This window comes from Nostoc sp. PA-18-2419 (genome assembly GCF_005869855.1).
In the GTDB taxonomy this organism is placed as follows: domain Bacteria; phylum Cyanobacteriota; class Cyanobacteriia; order Cyanobacteriales; family Nostocaceae; genus Nostoc.
Window position 1 is genome coordinate 162,052 of sequence record NZ_SZNH01000005.1, and the last position, 21,657, is coordinate 183,708.

Below are 21,657 nucleotides of genomic sequence, written 5' to 3' on the forward strand. Positions count from 1 at the left end.
TAATTTTGGATTTTAGTTGCACCTTTAAGGCGCTAGAAGCGGAACTAACATTTTAAATTGAAGATATAAATCTCAATTCTCAAATCAATTCATATTTTACGCCTATATGCTTCTTAAATGATGCACTAGTGCCTGTAAGCCTAATATATAACTTTGAAAGCCAAAACCACTGATTTGCCCAATTGCTACTGGGGCAATATAAGAATGATGGCGGAAATCTTCCCGACGATAAATATTACTCAGATGTACCTCTACTGTAGGCAAGTTAACCCCAGCGATCGCATCTCGCAATGCCACACTTGTATGGGTATATGCCCCTGGATTAATCAAAATTCCTTGATGTTGTCCCCAGGCCCCATGAATAGCATCTACTAAAATTCCTTCATGATTTGACTGCATGGGAAAAACTTTCGCCTGTAATTTTGATCCTTCTTGTTCTAACAGGCGGTTAATTTCTGCTAATGTCAACCAGCCATAAATTCCAGGTTCTCGCTGTCCTAGCAAATTTAAGTTTGGCCCGTGCAGTGCCAGAATGCTTAAGGGTTCCAACGTCGAATTTAGCACTTTTGCTTTTTGCTAGCGACGACGCGAGCGATCGTTCACGGGAATCGGAATCAGTTCCGGTTCCGGCTCAGCCTCTGGTCCTAAAAGGCTCTCAATTAGCCTACGTGTTAATTCCTTAAGCTTTTCTAGCACCTTTTCTATATAGTCCATGAACCGATCGCTCCTGAGATACTACCTCAATTTTCGATTAACAAGTACGCAGTGAGTTGCGTATTTTTGCACCTCTAACTTTTGACCGAGCTAATAGAAAATCCCACATTTGGGACATCAGCCACTTCACGAATTCAGGTTTCGTATTTTTTGAGCCAAAAATGCTGGCAATTGCTGGCATTTTCGCGTTGTAACAAATCTGGAAGTGTCGGCACTTTCCAGTGCACAAGCTGATACGACAGACCTGGCCGCCTTCTCCAAAAAAAGTGGAGATCCTACTTTTTACAGTATCACACTTGCAACCTATACAAGTGCATCCTACCAAGGATGGGTATTAAGGGTCAACAGTCAAGGGTAGGTGGTAGTTGAGCAAGCTACCGATTGAGACTGACGCTTTGAGCCTTGGTAGGCTATCCAAAATCGCAAATTGAAAATCTAAATTTGTTAACCTTGTGTGCCCTTTTTTTTCGTAGCTGCGGTTGATGACTTAGCAGTTGACTTCGCTCTCGAACTGGTTGATTTACTGGTTTTACGAGTCGATTTTCCTGTCGAGGCTTTAGCTGCCAACAATTCTAAGGCCGCTGCTAGGGTTATATCTTCTACCGATTGACCTTCTGGGATACTGGCATTAGTTTTGCCATGTTTGATGTAAGGTCCATAGGGGCCATCGTAGATGTTAACTGGTGTGTCGTCCTCTGGATGCGTACCCAATTCGCGTAAGGCTGCTTTGGACTTGCTGTTGGTGGAACTGCGTCCCTTTTTTGGTTCGGACAACAATTCCAGCGCACGTTCTAAGCTAATTGTCAATACATTATCAGCAGCTTTCAGAGAGCGATAATCTTTTCCCTCTTTCCCTTGGTCATGAACGATATAAGGGCCAAAGCGTCCTAAACTGGCTTGAATTTTGCTGCCAGTGACTGGATGAACTCCTAAAGTCCGGGGTAGTGCCAATAGACCAACAGCCATTTCCAAGGTAACGTTTTCTGGGGTGATGCCTTTGGGTAGAGAAGCTTGTTTTGGTTTGGGGTTTTCCTCAGACTTGTCACCTAATTGGACATAAGGCCCGTAAGCACCAATTTTCACATAAATTGGTTCGCCAGTTTCCGGATGCCGACCTACCTGGTCGGGACCAGTGGTTTTTTGCCGCAGCAATACTTCTACTTGTTTGGGATCGAGGTCAGCTGGGGTCAAGTCTTTGGGAATTGAGGCAGTGACAACACCATCACCATTTTCAACTTCAATGTAAGGGCCATATTTACCAATTCGCACTTTTGCTGCCAAATTTTCCAGTTCTACAGTTCTGGCTTTGGTGGCATCAATTTGGCTTTCCTGTCCTTTAACTAGGGTTTCCAGACCTTTGTCTCCCAAATAGAATTGTTGCAGGTAAGGTAGCCATTTAGCTTCACCTGTGGCGATGTCATCGAGGGTTTGCTCCATTTTTGAGGTAAAGCTGGGATCGACGATATCCGGAAAATGTTTTTCCAGCAAATCGGTGACGGCGAAAGCAGTGAAAGTGGGTATCAGGGCGTTACTCACTAATTGCGCGTAACCCTTGTCGATGATGGTGCCAATGATGCTGGCGTAAGTACTGGGACGACCAATACCTTCGCTTTCTAAGGTTTTGACTAAAGTCGCTTCGGTGTACCTGGCTGGGGGTTGGGTTTCGTGACCAACGGCTTCGATTTCCGTACAATTGGGRCGATCGCCTACTTTCAGACTAGGTAAAATTACTTCTTGGTCTTCCAGTGCTGCTTCCGGGTCATCTGAACCTTCAACGTAAGCGCGTAAATATCCCGGAAAATCAATGCGCTTGCCAGAAGAACGGAAACCAGCGTCCTCGACTTGCAATTGTACAGAAATTTGGGTTTGTCGAGAATCAGCCATTTGGCAGGCGACGGTACGTTTCCAAATCAAATCGTAGACAGCAAGTTCGCGACCGCCCAAACCAGTTTCTTGGGGGGTGCGGAAGGTGCTACCTGCTGGACGAATTGCTTCGTGCGCTTCTTGTGCGCCTTTGGATTTGGTGGTGTATTGCCGGGGTTGGGGGCTGAGATATTGTTGACCGTAGAGTTTTTCTACACAACTTCTAGCAGCTGCGATCGCTTGATCTGACAAATGCACCGAATCTGTCCGCATATAGGTAATATACCCCTGTTCGTACAAATTCTGGGCAATTCGCATCGTATCACGGGCGGAGAGGCGCAGTTTTCGGTTAGATTCTTGTTGTAGCGTCGAGGTGGTGAATGGTGGTGCGGGTTTGCGCGTTACTGGACGTTCTTCGATGTCGGCGACATTCCAAGTTTTTCCAGTCAGCCGTTCCTTTAGGGCTAAGGCTTGGTCTTCGTTGAGCAACAAGACATTGCGAAGAGCAACAATTTGTCCGGTTGCGGGGTCAAAATCGCCGCCATTGGCTATTTTGGTTCCTCCCAGAGTCACCAACTGGGCAACAAAGGGGGTTTTGTCCTTTGATAAACTAGCCTTTAAATCCCAGTACGTACCTTCACGGAAAGCGCGGCGCTGGCGTTCCTTGTTGACTAAAAGTCGCACCGCTACAGACTGTACTCGCCCAGCAGATAATCCCCAGGCAATTTTTTTCCATAACAGCGGAGACAAAGTATAACCCACCAATCGGTCTAAAATCCGCCGCGTTTCTTGGGCGCGAACCAACTGCTCATCAATATTGCGGCAGTTTTTCAGCGCTTTTTTAATGGCATCTTGGGTAATTTCGTGAAACACCATCCGCTTAGTCGGAACTTTCGGCTTGAGCAATTGGTATAAATGCCAACTAATGCTTTCACCTTCCCGGTCTTCGTCCGTTGCCAGAATCAGTTCATCTACATCTTTGAGGGCATCTTTGAGTTGGGTGACAATTTTCTTTTTGTCTTTCGGGACAACATATACCGGTTCAAAGTCGGCGTCCACATTCACCCCTAGCTGCGCCCATTTTTCTCCTTTGACGGCCGGGGGAATTTCAGTAGCCGACTGCGGTAAGTCACGCACATGACCCATAGACGCCTCTACCTTATAGCCTGATGGCAAGTAGTTGCGAATGGTACGAGCTTTGGTTGGAGATTCGACGATGACGAGAGTTGACATGGAAATTTCAAAAAAAAGAATAGCTGCTAAGCTAAACAGTCAAATTGAGGTAATTTTTACAAATTGTCAAGATAAAACGTCAGGCTTAGGGCGGTGATTTAATCCTCACACAAACTGCTTGTTTGGGAGAAAATCGTCCTAAGTTAGGGCGCAGTCCTTCCCAGAGTATAGGAGAGGTCAAAGCTGGATGTGAATTTCCAGCTATTTCAATCTTTAACTTATCTAGCGCATAATTGGCGACTACAGTTTTCAAAATACCCCGCAAGTGTAATCAGGGAGTGGGTAGCACAGGGGCAAGGGAGGCAAGGGTAGACAACAGCATAGGGAGAATAACTCCTCACTAAACAATCAACGATCATCACTCAACACTCCCAATGCCTAAAAGCTTGTGCCAAAATTAAATCAAATTTGAGAAAAAAAGCGAAGTGCGGTTTGTACCCATGTCAGGAAAGCAAAACCATACAATCAATTCCTCAAAGTGATGTTATCTTACTGCCTGTGCAGCAGGTTGAAGGACAAAAAATACCTCATTTAACTTTGGCAAAAGGTGAAGTTACTGGTCATAAACATCGAATTACTGAGGAAAAGGCAGAATTATTCGATAAAGATACCATACTCTACTTACGTGTGTTTTCAGAGTCGGTATTATTTAGTTTATGAGGAGCATCAAGCTATTTCTATTCTCCAAGGTGACTGGATGAGAAAAATTCAGCGGGAATTACGAGCCTGAAGGTTGAAGGTATGTCGCTGATTAAAAAGTTACATCACTTTCGATAAGTTTAATAACTACGAATATTTACAAAATTTTTTGTCGAAAATTTAAAGTATTAATTCAAGGTATTGGTTAAGCCCTAATTTGCCAAGAATTACAAGCTATTGAATTAGATAATTTTGCTCAATACACGCTATTAAAAATTGATGCTGATGTTGATGAAGAACCAATTTATTTATTAAAAATGACTTGCCCAAGTACACAATTTATTCATGCCTTGCAAGTTCCATCCAAAATCAAATCAGCCTGTGAAGCAATCTACTGGATAAACTGGGGGGCTCTTTTTTAGAAGACAGCGAGTTTGAAAACACGCCCTAGTTTTCCAAAGAGTGCAAATTGCCTTATCTTGAACGATGAAAAAACAGATGGGATAACCATCTGCTTTCATCAAAATGTATTATTTCATATCAAGTTCGGCTAATTACTTACAATATGGTTGGTCTTTTTAGTAATTGGGAAAAAGGTAATTGGCAAGAGGTGAATAGCTATGTTTTTCTCTCCTATCACCCATCACCTATTACCCATTACCAACCCTCACACATATCATAAGTATTCAACCGGACATAATATCATTTACCTTGATACCAACTGATTAAGTGGAGCAACTCCAGCTAAATCTAAAATTGGTACAATTAAATCTTCCCGCTTTACCGCCATCATATGGACACCTTGACACAATTGCCGTGCTATCCGTACTTGTTCAGCAGCAATTTTCATTCCTTCTTCAAGAGGGTTTTTAGCTTTTGCTAATCTATCAATAATATGTTGGGGAATATTTACACCCGGAACACACTTATTAATAAACTGAGCATTTTTTGCCGATTTTAACAGAAAAATTCCTGCCAAAATCGGTTTTTTATAACCAGTGGCAATTGTGTCCATAAATTTTTCTAGGCGCTCGAAATCGGTAATCAGCTGACTTTGAAAAAATTGCGCTCCAGCTTCGATTTTGCGTTCAAATCGACTTTGTAAACCCGACCAACTCTTACATTGCGGATCTACTGCTGCACCAGCAAATAAATCTAGCGCCCCATCAGTTAAAGGTTTTTCGTTGCAATCAACGCCTTGATTCATCTTGCGAATTAGTTGTAAGAGTCGCACAGCTTCCAAATCAAAAACAGCTTTGGCTTCAACATGATCGCCTGCTTTTATGGGGTCGCCAGTTAAGGCTAATATATTGTGTATGCCCAAGGCATGAGCACCCATTAAATCAGCTTGTAAACCAATGCGGTTGCGATCGCGGCAAGCAATTTGACAAATCGGCTCTATACCGTTTTGTAATAAAATCACCGATGCCATTAACGAAGACATTCGCAGCACAGCGCGGCTACCATCGGTAATATTGACGGCATGAACCCTCCCCTTAAGGGTCGCCGCTATCTCGATCATGTGCGCTGGATCTCCCCCTTTCGGAGGCGCTACCTCGGCGGTAAGCAAAAATTCACCTGCTTGCACGGCTCTATGAAAGGCAGTAGGACTATGGGTACGATGCATATCATTAGAAATCTCGATTTATTAAAGAACAAGTCAGAATTTAGAAGTAGAGACGCGATTAATCGCGTCGGTACAAAATTCAAGAGATGCGATTAATCGCGTCGGTACAAAATTCAAGAGACGCAATTAATCAGCCAGCGCGTTGCGGGGTTACCACGTTATAGCGACTGGTGTCGCCTCTGTACACAATTCAATTGGAGAATTTTGGCGACTGACTCCTGAATTCTATCTTGTTTAATGGTATAACAAATCACACTTAATCGGGAAAACTTATAATGGTAGAGAATAGCCTAAAGCGACTTTTACTTGTGATAAAGTTTGATTAGCGATCGCTCTAGCTTTTTCGCCTCCATCCCGCAACACAGACTCTAAATAAGTTTTATCCGCCGTTATCGCTTGATATTTTTCTTGAATTGGTTTGAGGGACTCAATTATTGTATCCGTTAATAATGGCTTGAATTGTCCCCAACCCATATCCTGACACTCAACAGCTACATCTTCTTTCGTCTGACCAGAAAGCAATGTATACAGAGTTAACAAATTATGACACTCTGGACGCGCTGGATCGTTAAAAGTCAGACCACGAATCGGATCGGTTTTACAACGCTTAATCTTGTATTGAATTTGGTCTGGTGGATCTAGCAAATTAATCCGGCTTAAGTCGGAAGGATCGGACTTCGACATTTTACGTGTACCGTCCGCCAAACTCATCACCCTTGCCCCTTCCTTGCGAATCAGAGGATCTGGTAACTTCAGAACTGGCTGCTCTGGTTTGCCAAATTGGTGATTTAACCGAGCTGCAATATCCCGTGTCAATTCCAAGTGTTGCTTTTGGTCTTCACCTACTGGTACTTTATCGGCTTGGTAAAGCAAAATGTCAGATGCCATCAGCACTGGGTAATCCAATAAGCCTGCACTCACATTTTCTCCCTGCTTGACGGCTTTTTCCTTAAACTGGATCATATMTTGCAGCCAGTTTAGGGGTGTAATACAGTTGAGCAACCAGGTGAGTTCGCTGTGGGCTGAAACGTGGGATTGCACAAAAATTGTGGAGTGATTTAAATCAAGACCACAAGCTAGATACAAAGCAACAAGGGTGTAAGTATCAGCTGCCAACTGTGTTGGGTCATGTGGTACTGTAATTGCGTGCAAATCAGCCACAAACAGGTAATTTTCGTATTCGCTCTGACCTTCTACCCAGTTGCGAATGGCTCCCAAGTAGTTGCCTAGATGGTAATTGCCGGTTGGTTGAACTCCAGAAAGAACACGTTGCTTGCCCATAAATTCTCAACTTAGTTATCTCAAATCTGCGCTAATCAAATGGCGTCTGGTGACAATTGGCTTCTCTTGTTTATCAGAGGCTGCATCAACTCAAACGCGGTTGGTGCAAAACTCATTTAATTTTGACATTTTCCATGTCAACTCGTCGTTGCAGAATTACAGATTTACTCACCACAGCGGATTTGAACTGAATTTTAGTAGTTTGCAGAGTTTTTTTCACAAGTGCATCCCACTTACGCATTTAATAATCTGTATTACTAGTAACTGACTACTGAGTAATGGCATAAATTTTCTTAAAAATCTGACTATACTGTTCTTGGATAAAATTTTCAGTTGCGATCGCTTTGCCTGTCAATAGATACTATTCTCAACAAGTGGTTGAGACTATTATCATGACTATTTATTTGACTGAGACAGACTTCAATGAATTATGTGATGATGTGCAGCTTAATCACTACCAGGGTAAAGTAAAATTTTCTACCTGGTTTGGTCAAGGTAGCAGTCATTGGACTATGCTGCGCCATAACCTTGAGTTGGTAATTCACCAAAGTGAGTATTCACAAGCAGTAATTCTTGAGAGCGAACACGATGATTTGCCTTTTCTGACATCTAAATTTTTGCTCTCTGGTGGTATGAGAACCACTACACCAAATGTGCCTGGAGTCAACGATGATTACGAAGAAGTTGCAGGCTACAACTATTTATTTTACTTACCTGATATTCGGGAGTTTGAGCATTTTTCTGCGAACCAATCCAAGCAATGTGTCAGTATTTACTGGTATCCTGATTTACTTTCTAGTTTCCAGAGTAGCTTTAAGGAATTACCAACTCTACTCCAGCAGTTGATTGAAAATAGCACAATAGAACGGTTTCACCAGCCATTAGGAGCCATCACACCTGCAATGCGATTGGTACTTCAGCAAATATTACAGTGTCCATTTCGAGAAACACTCAGACAAATGTATTTAGAAGCAAAGGTGTTGGAACTACTGACGCTTCAGATTGCTCAGTGGGGTGAAAATAATCTTTTATTAGAGCGATCGCTATTTTTTCGTCCTGATGAAATTGAACGTTTACATCATGCTAAAGCTATCCTCAATCAAACCCTTCAGCATCCACCTTCTCTTTTAAATCTCGCCAGACAAATCGGACTCAATGACTTTAAACTCAAACGAGGATTTCGAGAAATTTTTGGCACTACAGTATGTGGGTATGTGCAATCCTTACGGCTAGAGCAAGCACAACAGTTACTCATCGGCACTAATTTGACGATTGCAGAAATTGCTGCTCAAGTGGGGTATGAAAGCACAAGTCATTTTTGCTATCTGTTTAAGCGGCAATTTAGTATAACTCCTAGAGACTATCGTCGGCACAAACGCTGATAGCAAAAGGTAAATCCCGATTCAGATAAAAAAAATCCGGTTTCAGATATATGCGATCGCCCAATTTTTCGTATTCTCCTCAATAGAGTTAATTAAGAGTAACTTGCAAGTAGCAAGCTCTGTTTTGAGAAATCCGGTTGGGTGTGTGGGGTTATGAAACTGTCGCGATCGCTATTTATTTCTTGTTTTTTTATTGCTGTTGTCATACAACCAATTCAGGCAAAGCAAGTAACTGAAATTCAAAGTGTACAGGAACTCAACCGTTCTGCAAGAACAGTCAAAGAATGGTTTGCTCAAATAGAACAGCAGAACCTGCCAGCCCAAAATCAGGAGGGTGAAGTTGTACAAGTGACTTCAGTCAAGGCAAATCCCACATCTAAAGGTGTGGAGATAATTTTACAAACATCAAAAGGAGAACAGTTACAAGTAGTTAATCAAAGTTCTGGCAATAATTTTGTTGCCGACATTCCTAATGCTCAACTGCGTTTACCTAGTGGTGATGCATTCACATTTCGTTCTACTAAGCCAATTGCAGGGGTTAGTGAAATAACGGTAACAAACTTTAATGCTAATACTATCCGGGTAAGCGTGACAGGTGAGGCGAGTGTACCAACTGTTGAATTGTTTGACAGTCCAGATGAGGGCATTATCTTCTCTGTTGCAACTGCTGCATCTTCTGTGCAGCCACAGCAGCCAGAAAGTCAAATACAGCCAAGTCAACCATCGACAGAAAGTAATGAACCGATTGAACTTGTGGTGACGGGTGAACGAGATGAAGGCTATAACCCCTCACGAACGAGCGTCGGAACGCGCACCGATACGCCCTTGCGAGATATTCCTCAGACAATTCAAATTATACCGCAACAGGTAATTAAAGATCGTAATGTTACTCGGTTGCGAGATGTGTTAAATAACGTTAGCGGTGTAGCACTGAATAGTGGAGACTATGGTGGCGAAGGGTTTGGCTTTGGTGATTATTCAATTCGGGGCTTTTCGGGACAAGTCATACGCAATGGTGGCTTAGGCTCACCAACAGATATTTCTAACGTTGAACAGGTTGAAGTGCTGCGCGGCCCCGCATCTGTATTATTCGGTGCAGGCGAACCCGGAGGTACAATTAACGTTACTACTAAACAACCTCTATCAGAACCATTCTACGAGTTTGGCTTCAATGCTGGCAGCTATGATTACTACCGGGGAACGGCTGATCTTTCTGGCCCACTCAATTCCGACCGCAGCCTACGCTATCGCCTGAACATTGCGCTTCAGGATTCTGATAGTTTTCGAGACTTTGTAGGGACAAAGCGATTCTTTCTTGCACCTACCATCGCTTGGGATATCAGCGATGATACAAAGCTGACCCTAAACTTTGAATACCTTAATCAAGAAACAGCATTTGATGCTGGAGTCCCAGCGTTGAGTGATGGCTCCTTTGTGCTGCCGATTAATCGCTATTTTGGCTATCCTAGTGCGAATGATATTCACACCACTCAAATACAAGGAGGCTACACCTTTGAACATCGGTTCAATAAAAATCTTCAGCTGCGTAATTCCCTATCTATCAGCTCGCAACATATAAAGTTGATAGACAGTGAATATGGCACTTTGTCTGATGACCGATTTATTACAGGCATGTATGTCGATGATAGACCTATATATGAATCCTATACAGTGCAAACCGGGTTAATAGCAAACTTTAATACCGGTTCAGTAGCCCATCAGGTGCTGTTCGGTTTTGATGTAAACCACGGGGCGAATTACCTTTCCCCTAAGACTGCACCCTTACCGCCACTGGATATTTTCAACCCGAACTACAATGTCGAATTACCCACTGAGACTTCCCCTACTAAACTCCTCGAGTTCACTCAATCCTATGGAGTTTATCTGCAAGATCAGATAAAGTTGCTAGATAACCTCATCCTAGTGGCTGCTGGACAATTTAATTGGGTGAGCAGCACATCGAGAGACATTATAGCAGATACTTTTGATAGCAATTACGGTGAAGCATTTAGTCCGCGCCTTGGCATCGTCTATCGACCAATCGAGCCTCTTTCACTGTATGCCAGCTACAGCCGTTCTTTTGTGCCTAACTCTGGTCGTTCTCGAACGAATTCAGCTTTTGCTCCGACACGCGGTACTCAGTATGAAGTGGGTATCAAGGGCGATTTTCTGAATGGGAAACTCTCAGCACTTTTAGCTGCTTACGAAATCACAAAATCCAACGTTTTGACGGCTGATCTCAACGAGCCTGATCCTGGTAAGTATTCGATTCAGATTGGAGAACAGCGCAGTCGCGGCATTGACTTGAGCGTGACTGGTGAAATCTTGCCTGGTTGGAATGTGACAGCAGGGTATTCTTACATTGATGCGATCATCACTGAAGATAATACGTATAAGGTGGGCAGTCGGCTGAGAATTACGCCAAATAATTCTGCAAATTTATGGACAACCTATAGGATTCAAAGCGGCGATTTGCAAGGCTTGGGCTTTGGGTTTGGCACATATTTTGTTAGCGATCGCCAGGGCGATCAATTCGATCCGCCAAACTTCAAGCTACCCGCCTACACGCGATTTGATGCGGCTCTGTTCTATCGACGCAACAACTGGGAGGTAGCAATTAATGCTGAGAACTTGTTTGATGTGGAATACTACACAAATTCGCGCTATTCTTCTGCAAATTCTCCAGGTGCGCCTTTTACGATTATCGGGTCACTAACCGTGCGATTTTAATTGAGAAAATCAATCTCGTATTTTGACATTATGCAGAGGAGGATCTACCTTGAATTCTAAAAAAGTACGTAACTTGATATTCACCCTACACCGTTACTTGGGTCTAACGCTAGGATTGATTGCAATCATCATCGGCTTGACGGGTAGTTTATTGGTTTTCCACACAGAAATTGACAACTTTGATGAGCATCTTCAAAGTGGCACTATCATCCCTCAAAGAGAACAACTACCAATCGAAGCTGTCCTCAACACCGTCAAAAAAGCCTACGCCAACCAGCCAGATACAACTATTCAACGGTATTACCCGCCCCCAAAGCCAGATCGGTCAACAAAGGTTATCCTCAAAACAAAAGAAATTGACTGGCTACCAATCTACGTCAACCCCTACACCGGAGTAATCCTCAACCCTAACTCCAAACCAAGCTCGATCCAAAAGATATTTTTTGACATTATCTATMCACTCCACTACAACCTTTTAAGTGGTGACATTGGTCTTAAGTTTGTGGGCATTGTGGGATTACTGTTCACAATCTTGAGTATTACAGGCATTATCTTATGGCCTGGTTGGCGCAAGTTGATTGCTGGCTTCAAAATTAAATGGAATGCTCATCCTAAGCGAGTAAATTTTGATATTCATAAAGTTGCTGGTGTCATTACAGCCACATTTCTAGTCTTTACCTTTTTCACTGGCTTTTGCTGGAACTTTTCTGAATTTGTCAACCCGATAATCTACGCATTCACCTTCTCCAAACCTCAACCCAATTTGGTTTCTGTACCTATTTCCGGTCAGTCTCCACTTGGACTACAGGAGCAGTTAAAAATCGCTCAAGCTGCTTTGCCCAATGCATCACTTAGTCTAATTGGCTTTCCAAGTAAACCAGAAGAGACTTTTTGGTTTAACTTTAATCTTGGCGATGTTTCTCTTGACCAGTATAGCGGCAAGGTTTTACAGGTATCTACGATCGCAACTGCATCATTAGGCGATCGCGTCCTCAATTCCTTTAACGATTTGCACTACGGCACTTTCTGGGGATTACCTTCTCGAATTTTCTACGTCTTTATCGGATTTGCACCCTTAATTTTATTTTTTACTGGCTTTGTGATGTGGCGATATCGCTATCAGGCAAAACCAACTACAAAAAATAGTATTTATAAAACTTCAATTTAAAGCTTTAATTTTTTACTTTGGAAATCCCTTATTCCGCTTTTGTAGAAATTGCCTCTCAAGTGGGGTATGAAAACACAAGTCATTTTGGCTACCTGTTTAAACAGCAATTTGCATGACTCTTATAGACTATCGTCACCGCAAAGGCTGATAGCAAAAGGTAGATCCCGATTCCGATAAAAAAAATCCGGTTTCAGATATATGCGATCGCCCAATTTTTCGTATTCTCCTGAATAGAGTTAATTAAAAGTAACTTGCAACTAGCAAGCTCTGTTTTGAGAAATCCGGTTGGGTGTGTGGAATGATGAAACTGTCGCGATCGCTTTTTATTTCCTGTTTTCTAGTTGCTGTCATTGTCAAACCTGGGCAAGCAAAAGAAGTAATTAAAATTTCTCCTATCCAAGAGCCAAATCACTTTGCCAGAACAGTCAAAGAATGGCTGGCTCAGATAGAACAACAACAAACGCCACAAACAGAAGTTGTACAAGTGACGCAAGTCAAGGCAAATCCCACTAATAAAGGTGTGGAGGTAATTTTACAAACCTCGAAAGGACAACAGTTGCAACTAGTAAATCGTAGTACTGGTAGCAATTTTATTACTGATATTCCTAATGCTCAATTGCGTCTACCATCGGGCGAAGCATTCACATTCCGCTCAGAAAAGCCAATAGCTGGTGTTAGTGAGATTACAGTTACTAACTTTGATGCCAATACTATCCGGGTGACAGTGATAGGTGAGGTAGGTATACCAACTGTCGAGTTATTTGACAGTCCAGACGAAGGTTTAATTTTTAGTGTGGCAACTGCTGCATCCACAGCACAACAACCTCAAACCCAACCAACTCCCGAACAACAGCCGCCTGAAAGTCAAACACAGCCAAAACCATCAACACAAGGTGATGAACCGATTGAATTAGTGGTAACTGGTGAACAAGATGGATATCGCGTACCAGATGCAACAACCGCAACTAAAACTGATACACCTTTGCGCGACATTCCCCAATCGATTCAGGTGATTCCACGACAAATAATTGACGATCAAAAAACGATTAGATTGCGAGATATTCTGCAAAATGTCAGTGGCGTAACACCAGGTGCAGGCTATCAAAACTCCTTTGATAGAGTGAGAATTCGGGGATTTACGCAAGAAACAACTTTTCGAGATGGAATTCGTGACAACTTTCCATCTACAGACTTTGCCAATGTAGAACGGGTTGAGGTACTCAAGGGGCCTGCTTCTGTGCTGTTCGGACAAACCGAACCAGGTGGAATTATCAATCTGGTGACGAAACAACCTCTAAGTGACCCTTATTACAATCTCGATTTAGATGTTGGAAATTATGCTTTCTATCGTTCAGCTTTGGATTTATCAGGGCCTCTGAATACAGACAAAACCTTACTGTATCGCCTGAATGTTGCCTATGAGAATGCTGGTAGTTTCAGAGATTTTATTAGTTCCAAGAACATATTTGTTGCACCAGTTATCGCTTGGAAACTTAGTAAAAATACTGATTTAAATCTATTTTTGGAATACAATAACAGAGATTATAAACCCGATCGCGGAGTGCTTGCAATTGGCGATCGCCCTGGTTCGGTTCCCATCAACCGATTTTTTGGCGAACCATCGATTAACGAGGGTACTACCACAAACTACAAGTTCGGGTACAATCTCGAACACCGCTTCAGTCAAAATTGGCAACTGCGTCAGGCTTTTTCTACCAATATCTTCAAGAGTGATGAAATCCGCGTTCAGATAGACGAACTGCAAGCAGATGGACGCACAGCAACTAGAGATATCGCTAATTTTGGTGGAACCACCAACGAGGACTACAGACTCCAGACAGATGTTATTGGTAACTTCAAAACAGGAACAATATCCCATAAACTGCTGTTTGGCGTAGACCTGAACCGTTACACTGAAGTTTCTGATGGCTTTTCTAACGGACCTTTTGCATCCATTGATGTTTTTAATCCTGTTTACTTTGTTCCGATTACTCGTCCCACTACACCTTACATAGTTCAAAATTTCACAGATACATTAGGCTTTTATTTGCAAGACCAAATAACTATTGCTGACAACCTCAAGCTACTGCTGGGCGGTCGTTTTGATACGGTGAATATTTTACAGAAGGATTTAGTAGCTCAAAGTTCAACCAACGACAATAATTCTGCTTTTACCCCGCGTGTTGGCATTGTCTATCAACCCACCCCTCCTGTTTCTCTGTATGCAAGTTATGCAGAATCTTTTGTACCACAGTATGGACGGTCTAGGGACAATTCAGCTTTTGTTCCCGAACGCAGCAAACAGTATGAGGTAGGCGTTAAAGGAGAGTTGTTTGATGGCAGACTTTCAGCAACATTGGCAGCTTACCACCTAACAAAATCCAACGTTTTAACTACCGATCCCATCGATTCAAATTATTCGATTCAAGTGGGCGAACAGACTAGCAAGGGGATTGAACTTGATATTGTTGGGCAATTAACACCAGGTTGGAATGTAATTGCTACCTATGGTTATACAGATGCCAGAGTTACCCGCGATAATGACTTACCTGTAGGCAATCGCCTGCAAAACGTAGCAGAAAATACTGCCAGTTTATGGACAACTTACGAACTTCAACAAGGTAATTTTAAAGGGTTGGGCTTTGGTTTAGGTCTTTATTATGTGGGCGATCGCCCTGGAGAAATTGACAAATCCCTTATTCTGCCAAGTTATTTTCGCACAGATGCAGCGCTGTTTTACAAGCAAGATAACTGGAGGGTTGGTCTCAATTTCAAAAATCTTTTTGATATTAACTACTACCTGGAAACTCAGGGACGCGACGTTGTTTACCCAGGTGCGCCGTTTACAGTGATTGGCTCTGTTTCTTTCACGTTCTAAGACTCAATAAGCATCTGCATCAAAGCAACGCATGGAGTGAGTTTTTTATCTGGAATAGTATGGTGTGTGGAGAGAAAATGAATCAGCAAGTATCTAAATTCAGTTACAGAATAGAGTGGTTGTTAATACTTTTGATTTTGCTGGTTCAGCCAGCCAAAGCCCAAGATATTCCCAAATCTAATAATCGGTTCAATCTAGCGAAAACACTACCACAGGTCAAGCCACCTCAAGCAACTGGGAAAATTAGGCAATTAAGTGAGCTAGAACCTGTTGTTACCAGCGCCAAAATGTTGGTGCAGTCGTCACCACCAGCAAACACGCCACAAACAGAAGTTGTGCAGGTGACGGGAGTTAAAGCAAATCCGACTGCTAAAGGTGTGGAGCTGATTTTACAGACATCTAAAGGCGAACAGTTGCAGATCGTGAATCGCAGTGTTAATAATAACTTCATTGCTGATATTCCCAATGCACAGTTGCGTTTACCTAGTGGTGAGGCATTTACATTCCGCTCGGAAAAGCCAATTGTGGGTGTTAGTGAAATTACAGTTACTAACTTTGATGCCAATACTATCCGGGTGAGTGCGACAGGGGAAACAGGTGTTCCAACTGTCGAGTTATTTGACAGTGCGGATGAGGGTTTAATTTTTAGTGTGGCGACTGCTGCATCCACAGCACAACAACCTCAAACCCAACCAACTCCCCAACAGCAGCCAGAAAGTCAAACACAGCCAAAACCATCAACACAAGGTGATGAACCGATTGAGTTGGTAGTCACGGGTGAACAAGACGGATATAGTGTACCAGATAGCACAACTGCAACTAAAACTGATACTCCTCAACGTGACATTCCCCAGTCAATTCAAGTTATTCCTCAACAAGTCATCAAGGATCAACAAATTACACGGATTAGCGATGCTGTGAGGAATGTCAGCGGTGTGACTATTCAGGGAGACTTTGCCAATTTGTCAGATACTTACAACATTCGCGGCTTTACCACCTACGCCACTTTGAGAGATGGTTTCTATGCCATTGGTAACTTTGTAAATCCAACAAATATTGAGCGGATTGAAGTGCTTAAGGGTCCAGCTTCCGTGCTGTATGGGCAGTTTGAGCCAGGAGGGGTGGTGAATTATGTCACCAAAAAACCACTTGATTATCCCTATTACTCTGCTGAGTTCACAACTGGGAGCTTTAGCACCTATCGTCCTTCGCTCGATTTTTCTGGACCGCTTAACTCAGACAAAAGCATTCTGTATCGCTTGAATGTTGCCTATGAAAATTCCGGTAGCTTCGTTGACTTTTTGAATGAAAAAGTCCTTAGCATCGCTCCCGCACTCACGTTCAAACTTGGGAAGGCAACCACGTTAACGTTTCAATATGAATACCTCAACGCCGATCGCACTTTCTACGACGGTTTATTACCCGATCCTAACGTTTTCAACGTGCCGATTAATCGCTTCTTGGGAGAGCCAGGAGATTATTACTCGGCTCAATCGCATTTCATAAATTTAACTGTTAATCACAGTTTTAACAAAAACCTGCGAATTCGCAGTGCCTTTTCCGTTAAGCTGACCGATGGTGATGACTTAGCGTTTCGACCAGACTCTCTTGATGCAGACGGTCGTACTGTGTTACGGCGGTATGCGGTAGATAGAAACCTTTACCGCAACTACTCCCTGCAAACGGATCTGATTGGCAACTTCAATACAGGGCCTGTCCAACATCAAGTTTTGCTGGGGTTGGAGTGGAATAAAGACCTCCTGGGCTTCGATTATCTCCGCAGTAGCACTTCGGTGACTCCAAGTATTGATTTGTTTAATCCCGTGTATGGTGCTTCCCCGCCACCAGAGTTTGATGAAGGCTCAGAGCGCGAGCGCTACGGTCGCGACACGATCGCCTTTTATCTGCAAGATCAAGTCACACTGCTACCAAACCTGAAGCTATTAGTAGGTGGCAGATATGACTTTATTAATCGTAAAAATACCATTCACCCACTGGATGCTTTGGGTAATAATCTGATTGGTGATGAGAGCATTGATCGGCTTTACAATGAAGCTTTTTCACCTCGCGTTGGCATTGTTTATCAGCCGATTGAACCGATTTCAATTTACGCCAGCTACAGCCGCTCGTTTAATCCCAGTGACTCGCGGACAGTAGATGGAACTCAATTGCCACCAGAACGCGGCACTCAGTACGAAGTAGGAGTCAAAGCCGAACTGATTAAAGACAGGCTATCTGCTACTTTTGCCGCCTATGATATCACCAAAGAAAATGTCGCTACAACCGATCTAAACAATCTTGATTATTCGATTGCGGCTGGAGAAGTCAAAAGTCGCGGTTTGGAATTTGATGTTTCTGGGCAGATTTTACCAGGCTGGAATGTGATTGCGTCCTTATTCCACAACGATGCTTTTGTCAGTAAAGATAATACTCTACCAGTGGGCGACTCTTTGGTAAATGCTCCTGGTGTTGGGGGGAGTTTGTGGACAACTTATGAAATTCAAGACGGAAATTGGAAAGGATTAGGTTTTGGTGGGGGAGTATTTTATACAGGCGATCGCGAAGCCACACTTCCCAACACTTTCAAAATCCCCTCCTATGTGCGCGCTGATGCCTCAATTTTCTACAAACGCGATCGCTGGCGGGTTGGATTGAACTTTAAGAATCTTTTGGGTACTACATATTACGATTCTCAGGGTTACTATCTGCGTCCTGGTGCGCCTTTGACTGTGCTGGGAACAGTTTCAGTTGAATTTTGATTGCTTCAATTTCTGAACTGATTAAGTGCTGTATGGTATGACGGAGCTTTTACTATGAACTCTAAAAAAATACGCGAGCTAACATTTATTCTGCACCGCTATCTTGGTTTAGCAGTAGGACTGCTGCTGGTTATTGTTGGCTTAACAGGTAGCTTGTTGGTGTTTGAGCAAGATTTTGACCGCTTCATGATTACTCAACAGTATGGACAGATTACGCCTCAAAAGGTGCAAGTATCTCCAGAGTCTGTGATGAATACAATTGAGACGAAGTATGCTGCACGAAGCGATCTGCATCTTTTTCGGATTTATTTGCCAGATACTCCTACTTCTCCCTATATAGGACAGTTGTCAACAACTAAGGATCAAAGGACAGAAGTTTTTCTCAATCCTTATACAGGCAAAGTTATTGGTGAGCGGATATCAGATAACACCTTAATAGGTATGATGCTTAGTCTGCACTACAGCCTAATGGCAGGCGAAACTGGTACTAAAATTGTTGGCATCATTGCCTTTTTTATGTGTGTCCTCACCATCACAGGTTTAATTCTTTGGCCTGGTTGGCGCAGATTGATTGCAGGCTTCAAAATTAAACTTGATGCTCATCCTAAACGCGCCAACTTTGATATTCACAAAGTGGCTGGTATTATCACTGTGGTTTTTTTATTTTTTACTGGCTTCACTGGCTTTTGCTGGAACTTCTATGATTTGACTGAGCCGATTATTTACGCTGTAACATTCACTCCAAAATTATCTGAGCCAGTATCGAAGCCAGTTCCTGGTAAATCGACTTTAAACCTAACCCAACAACTGAAAATTGCCGATACTGCCTTACCTGGTGCTATTACTAAAAGCATTTATTTTCCTAGTAAACCAGAAGAAGCTCTACAAATTCGCATGAAGTTACCACAGGAAAATGTAGAGTATGGTAATAGTAATGTTTATCTTGACCAGTACAGCGGTAAGGTTTTACGAGTTGATAATGCTTTAAAGTTACCATTGGGCGATCGCGTCCTCAACTCCTTTGTTCCTCTCCACTATGGAACCTTTTGGGGGCTTCCATCCCGTATTTTGTATGTATTTGTTGGGCTTGCACCGTTAATTCTATTTATCACTGGCTTTGTAATGTGGCGGTATCGTTATCAAGGAAAAATTAGGATAAGCGATCGCTCATCAGAACTGTCACATTCACGCCGCGATTAACTGACAACTGAGATTGCCTTGTTGAGTACTCTAGGCAATCGCTGAATAAATTATTATACTCAGTTCTGATTCCAGATTTTCATCTGTTTCCCTTATAGCCAGGGTGACGGCAATTCTATCTACGTATAAAATCACAAAATACTACTGATAAAATATACATACTTACTTGAAATTAGGGATATAACAATCAAATAATTAATGCTTCATTAAAAACATATATTGTTTACGTCATGACATTACTTGTTTGCACGTTGTCAACCAGATATCAAATTATCTCATAAAATAATTAATTAGCATTATAGAAATAACTAAGTATAGTACTGAGTTTTTATAGATAAATAAGCAAAATAATTTACGATATTTTTTCAAAACAAATCATTTTTAACTCTACAGAATTTACATAAGTTTGGTTAGGCTTTTCACAGAGAAAAAGTCATTCCCTAATCGGAGATATTGTCATAAATATGAAAAATCTTAAAGTTCTTCTTGCCACTACAGCCGTCAGTATTAGCCTCTTGAGTCTATCTAATCAGCAAGCAAATGCTGGACAACTATACGATGGTTGGAATTATAGTATCGATTCCTTCCAAGATGGTTCTGGAGGTTCTGTTTTTGATATCAAAGGTATGGCGGTCAAAGACTCAGGTGACAAAGTTTATGTTGCTCTTACAGGCGGGATGCCTTTGAGTGGCACAACCGATGCCGATGACTACTGGAATCCAGGTCATTCAGTCCATATTGGTTGGAGCGATTTATTCTTCAATTTCTCCGGTCAAGACTTCCAAACAGCTAGTCAAAGTGGTCAGCTATATGGTGTGAGATTTGCCGATTATGACAATAGCTTGGCAACAGGAGTTTATCAAGGAGTCCAAGCAAAGAGTATCACTACACAACATGGAGGCTACAGCAACTTGAAATGGTATTACGACTGGGGTTGGGGTCAGAATAATACTCAAGGCACAGACCTAGCCACCACACAAGACGTTTACAACTACTACTACAAATCTGATGTCGCTCAGAATCCTACTTGGAATAATACACCGATTCTCAACGCCATTGGGTCAGGCACGAAAGTTGGAAATATCTCCATGCTCAACGCTCAGCAACTCAATATTGCTGGACTAAATTTTGCTAACTTTTCTGCCAGTGGCGATTACACGATTGGTTTTTCGTTTGATAAGTCTTTAATCGGCGAAGGTAATTATGTTACTAATATCTTCCTTGAGTGCGGCAATGATGGAATAGCTCTCAAGGGCGATCTTAAATCTGTACCAGAATCTGCCGGGACAATTGGTTTACTCTTGACAGGTTTGAGTTTTATGGCCAGCCAACTTCCACAGCTTCGCAAGAAAAAGCAGCACGCTTAAATAAGTTTGTCTAAGTAAGTTTATCACTAATAGTAGGGTGGGCAATACAATGCTCGCCCTACTGTTTATTAATATCAAAATACTTTTCAATAATTTGTAAGGATTCAGCCCGAAAATTGAGATATCAAAGATGGAGCCTGTAAATCAGGATTGACTACTGCTTTTATCGGTTGCTCAAAAAAATCGATAACAGAACATCCTTTACAGTACTATTATTTGACAAGAGCGATCGCCTCCACAATCCTCAACTAAAATTATTTTAAAATCTTTAGAAATAATTTCAAGAGAGGTTTTTAACCTTTGATAAAGCTCATGTAGATAATCTTCAGCTTTGTAAACGTGAATGACAACAGAAATATAAGCCAATATTTAATCCTCTGTAATTTTTGTAGATGAAATTTTGATAATTCACCTTTTTATTGATATTTAGGAAAAACAAATATTTTATTTAATGTATAGGAGACTAAGGCGAGAGGAGGTAAAATTAAAGCTCCTGCTACAAAAATATTAATTTTGTAAGCTACTAATTGTTTTAAAAGCAATATTTGCAATAAATATATAATAATATAAACTACTATAAATTTAAAAATCAGATAATTATTTTTATTTTGAAACACAATAATTCCGATAGTTTTAAAGTTAAATAACACTCCACAAACAGTTGATATTAAAGCTGCAATTTCATAGCGAAAACTTAGTAATATCAGCAAACTAAATAAAGAATAACCGAAAAGTGTATTAATCACCCCTACTATCATAAATTTTATAAATCTTTTTGAAGGATAATGCATCAGTTTAATTCAATAACAATTCATC

The 21,657-nt window shown here is 41.9% G+C and carries 15 protein-coding genes and 1 pseudogene; 9 read left to right on the forward strand and 7 right to left on the reverse strand.

Translation table 11 applies throughout. The features are described 5' to 3' along the window. Nucleotides 1-102: 102 nt before the first annotated feature. From aroQ to topA, 3 genes are all read right to left on the reverse strand, one after another. Nucleotides 103-564, reverse strand: a complete 462-nt coding sequence (gene aroQ / locus FCR06_RS07695) for a type II 3-dehydroquinate dehydratase (protein ID WP_189523345.1) — start codon at nt 562-564, stop codon at nt 103-105. A 12-nt stretch (nt 565-576) separates the two neighbouring features. Further along, a complete protein-coding gene (locus FCR06_RS32445; RefSeq protein WP_189523346.1) occupies nt 577-714 on the reverse strand; it encodes a hypothetical protein in 138 nt (45 codons plus the stop codon). Between the two features lie 444 nt (nt 715-1,158). Continuing rightward, nucleotides 1,159-3,810, reverse strand: coding sequence for a type I DNA topoisomerase (gene topA / locus FCR06_RS07700; protein ID WP_138498257.1), 2,652 nt, complete (start codon nt 3,808-3,810; stop codon nt 1,159-1,161). Between the two features lie 432 nt (nt 3,811-4,242). Between topA and FCR06_RS07705 the strand changes: the two genes are divergently transcribed. Both FCR06_RS07705 and FCR06_RS33420 read left to right on the forward strand, forming a co-directional pair. After that, nucleotides 4,243-4,470, forward strand: a complete 228-nt coding sequence (locus FCR06_RS07705; protein WP_223280069.1) for a hypothetical protein — start codon at nt 4,243-4,245, stop codon at nt 4,468-4,470. A gap of 161 nt (nt 4,471-4,631) precedes the next feature. Further along, a pseudogene (locus FCR06_RS33420) lies at nt 4,632-4,871 on the forward strand (hypothetical protein); the annotation flags it as partial. A 284-nt stretch (nt 4,872-5,155) separates the two neighbouring features. Here FCR06_RS33420 and FCR06_RS07715 read toward each other — a convergent pair. Beyond that, nucleotides 5,156-6,076 (reverse strand): methylenetetrahydrofolate reductase, encoded by a 921-nt coding sequence (locus FCR06_RS07715; RefSeq protein ID WP_138498259.1) that lies wholly within the window; start codon nt 6,074-6,076, stop codon nt 5,156-5,158. 270 nt (nt 6,077-6,346) lie between these two features. Continuing rightward, on the reverse strand, nt 6,347-7,357 hold the full coding sequence (trpS, locus tag FCR06_RS07720) for a tryptophan--tRNA ligase (RefSeq protein WP_138498261.1): 1,011 nt from the start codon (nt 7,355-7,357) through the stop codon (nt 6,347-6,349). A gap of 392 nt (nt 7,358-7,749) precedes the next feature. Between trpS and FCR06_RS07725 the strand changes: the two genes are divergently transcribed. The 7 genes from FCR06_RS07725 (at nt 7,750) to FCR06_RS07755 (ending at nt 20,841) form a co-directional block, all read left to right on the forward strand. Then, complete coding sequence (locus FCR06_RS07725) at nt 7,750-8,739, forward strand: helix-turn-helix transcriptional regulator (RefSeq protein WP_138498263.1); 990 nt, start codon at nt 7,750-7,752, stop codon at nt 8,737-8,739. Between the two features lie 153 nt (nt 8,740-8,892). Further along, a complete protein-coding gene (locus FCR06_RS07730; RefSeq protein WP_138498265.1) occupies nt 8,893-11,469 on the forward strand; it encodes a TonB-dependent siderophore receptor in 2,577 nt (858 codons plus the stop codon). Nucleotides 11,470-11,518: 49 nt separating this feature from the next. After that, nucleotides 11,519-12,637, forward strand: coding sequence for a PepSY-associated TM helix domain-containing protein (locus tag FCR06_RS07735; RefSeq protein WP_138498267.1), 1,119 nt, complete (start codon nt 11,519-11,521; stop codon nt 12,635-12,637). 298 nt (nt 12,638-12,935) lie between these two features. Then, a complete protein-coding gene (locus FCR06_RS07740; protein WP_317616805.1) occupies nt 12,936-15,515 on the forward strand; it encodes a TonB-dependent siderophore receptor in 2,580 nt (859 codons plus the stop codon). 77 nt (nt 15,516-15,592) lie between these two features. Further along, nucleotides 15,593-18,274, forward strand: a complete 2,682-nt coding sequence (locus tag FCR06_RS07745) for a TonB-dependent siderophore receptor (RefSeq protein WP_138498269.1) — start codon at nt 15,593-15,595, stop codon at nt 18,272-18,274. Nucleotides 18,275-18,328: 54 nt separating this feature from the next. Continuing rightward, entirely contained in the window at nt 18,329-19,474 is a 1,146-nt protein-coding gene (locus FCR06_RS07750) for a PepSY-associated TM helix domain-containing protein (RefSeq protein ID WP_138498271.1), read from the forward strand. A gap of 464 nt (nt 19,475-19,938) precedes the next feature. Continuing rightward, the gene (locus FCR06_RS07755; protein WP_138498273.1) at nt 19,939-20,841 is read left to right on the forward strand and encodes an XDD3 family exosortase-dependent surface protein; all 903 of its coding nucleotides are present in this window, start codon (nt 19,939-19,941) and stop codon (nt 20,839-20,841) included. Nucleotides 20,842-21,042: 201 nt separating this feature from the next. On the opposite strand, the gene FCR06_RS32450 is transcribed toward FCR06_RS07755, so the two are convergent. Both FCR06_RS32450 and FCR06_RS07760 read right to left on the reverse strand, forming a co-directional pair. Further along, nucleotides 21,043-21,207 (reverse strand): hypothetical protein, encoded by a 165-nt coding sequence (locus FCR06_RS32450; protein ID WP_189523347.1) that lies wholly within the window; start codon nt 21,205-21,207, stop codon nt 21,043-21,045. A 50-nt stretch (nt 21,208-21,257) separates the two neighbouring features. Further along, nucleotides 21,258-21,632: a GtrA family protein gene (locus tag FCR06_RS07760; RefSeq protein WP_138498275.1), complete on the reverse strand. Its 375-nt coding sequence runs from the start codon at nt 21,630-21,632 to the stop codon at nt 21,258-21,260. Between the last annotated feature and the right edge of the window lie 25 nt (nt 21,633-21,657).